Source organism: Niallia sp. MER 6 (assembly GCF_023714395.1).
In the GTDB taxonomy this organism is placed as follows: Bacteria; Bacillota; Bacilli; order Bacillales; family Cytobacillaceae; genus Niallia.
The window spans coordinates 1-1,949 of the sequence record NZ_JAMAUK010000086.1 but is presented as its reverse complement, the minus strand read 5'-3'; the positions used below and the strand labels follow the sequence as shown (position 1 = coordinate 1,949).

Annotated in this window: 1 protein-coding gene; it reads left to right on the top strand. The window is 38.9% G+C overall.

The window, feature by feature from the left end; translation table 11 throughout:
- Positions 1–515: 515 nt before the first annotated feature.
- Positions 516–1,844 (top strand): group II intron reverse transcriptase/maturase, encoded by a 1,329-nt coding sequence (gene ltrA / locus M3600_RS28265; protein ID WP_251648545.1) that lies wholly within the window; start codon positions 516–518, stop codon positions 1,842–1,844.
- Positions 1,845–1,949: the final 105 nt, after the last annotated feature.

Genomic DNA, 1,949 nt, shown 5'->3' with positions numbered 1-1,949 from the left:
GCAGTTGTGCGGCCGAGCCTAGGTCGTATCATATAGCGGGTGGGATTCCCGCCGAGTAAGAACTAGCCATTCGCTCGTAGCGAGTCTTGGAGGACTGAGGGTAACTTTAGTCTTTAAGCGTAGACAGTTAGGTAGCGGGCCGAAAGCCATATGGTTGAAGGGATTGAGCTCCATAAACGTTTCTAAACTGAGAGGGCTGATGCCTTAACTGCGTGCAGAAAGCAACATTTTATCCTTTGTTAAAGGCAAGAAGGATAAAACCTCTCTGGAGTCAGAGACCTTGGCACGTTATACATCGATATGATACGGCAACTCGGGAGACCCTATCGGTCTCTTCTTTTCTAGAAGAGTATGGTGTACAAGTGATAATAAGCAAGGAAACCAAATGTCGTTTAGGGAGTCGGATAGCAGCATAGTACCAATGAAGTTGGGTAATGCCGATGGAGGAAAGGCTAGCTACCAGTTATCACCCTTAATAGGGACACATTTACTACACACAGAGGTAGGGATATTAAATGGAAACAGAACTACTAAGGATAGCAGAATTAGCAAAGTTTGATAGTAAAATGAAATTTACATCTCTTGCGCACCTATTAAATGAACAGTCACTTACTCAATGTCATTATCAGTTGCCGAACAAGAAGGCATCGGGTGTTAAGGGTACAACTAAAGAACAATACGCTGAAAGTCTGAAAGAAAACATCAAGGACTTGGTAAGTAGACTTAAAAGCAAAAGTTATCGCCCAGTTCCGGTAAGACGAATGTATATCCCGAAGCTCAACTCAGACAAGAAAAGACCACTGGGAATACCGGAACATGAGGATAAAATTGTACAAAAAGGTATTGCCAAAGTGCTAAATGCAATATATGAAAATGACTTTCTAAATTGTTCATTTGGGTTTCGGCCAAATAGAAACTGTCATGATGCGTTGAAAATACTAAACTTTTATATTGAGAAGAGAGCAGTAAGTTATGTAGTAGATGTAGATATCAAAGGTTTCTTTGATAATGTTGACCACAAATGGATGATGGAGTTCTTAAATCATAGGATAGCTGACCCAAACCTCCTGAGTATAATCAACAGATTTCTCAAAGGTGGTTATATGGAAGAAGGTAGGAAATACAAAACGGACACTGGTACACCGCAAGGTGGAGTGATATCTCCTATCTTAGCTAATATATATCTCCATTATGTTCTTGACTTATGGTTTGAGAAATTGGTTAGAAAGCGTTGTGAAGGACAAGCATACTTAGTAAGATACGCAGATGATTTTGTATGTTGTTTTCAACTTAGAAGGGAAGCTGAACAGTTCTATAAGTCTTTAAAGTCCAGATTGAAGAAATTTAACTTGGAGATAGCGGAAGATAAAACGAAGGTTATTCCCTTCGGGAGGTTTGCAGAACATAATGCCAAACGAATAGGGAAAGGTAAACCTGAAACCTTTGATTTTCTTGGATTCACTCATTATTGCGGAACAAGTAAACAAGGGAAGTTTCGTGTTAAAAGGAAAACAAGTAGAAAGAAAGTCCAAGGAAAACTTAAAGAGTCTAAAGAATGGTTAAAGCAGAATAGAAATAAGAACATTCACTTGATCATGGATAGATTCAAACGGTCATTAATGGGATACTACAACTATTACTGCATTACAGATAATATTCAAACTGTTAACGACTTCAGAGAGAAAATAGAAAGTTTACTATTTAAATGGCTAAATAGAAGGAGCCAAAGGAAATCCTTTACATGGGACAAATTTAGGCTCTTCCTTTATAAGTTTCCGCTTCCAACACCAAGGATTAAACATAACATATATGAATTGAGAAACGAGATTAGCTATATTCTGTAAATGATAATTTGGAGGAGCCGTGTGCGTTAATAGCGCAAGCACGGTTCTGTGAGGGGGGAGGAGTACAATTTGCCGTAAGGTAGAAAGGCTCCCTTCTACTCGACT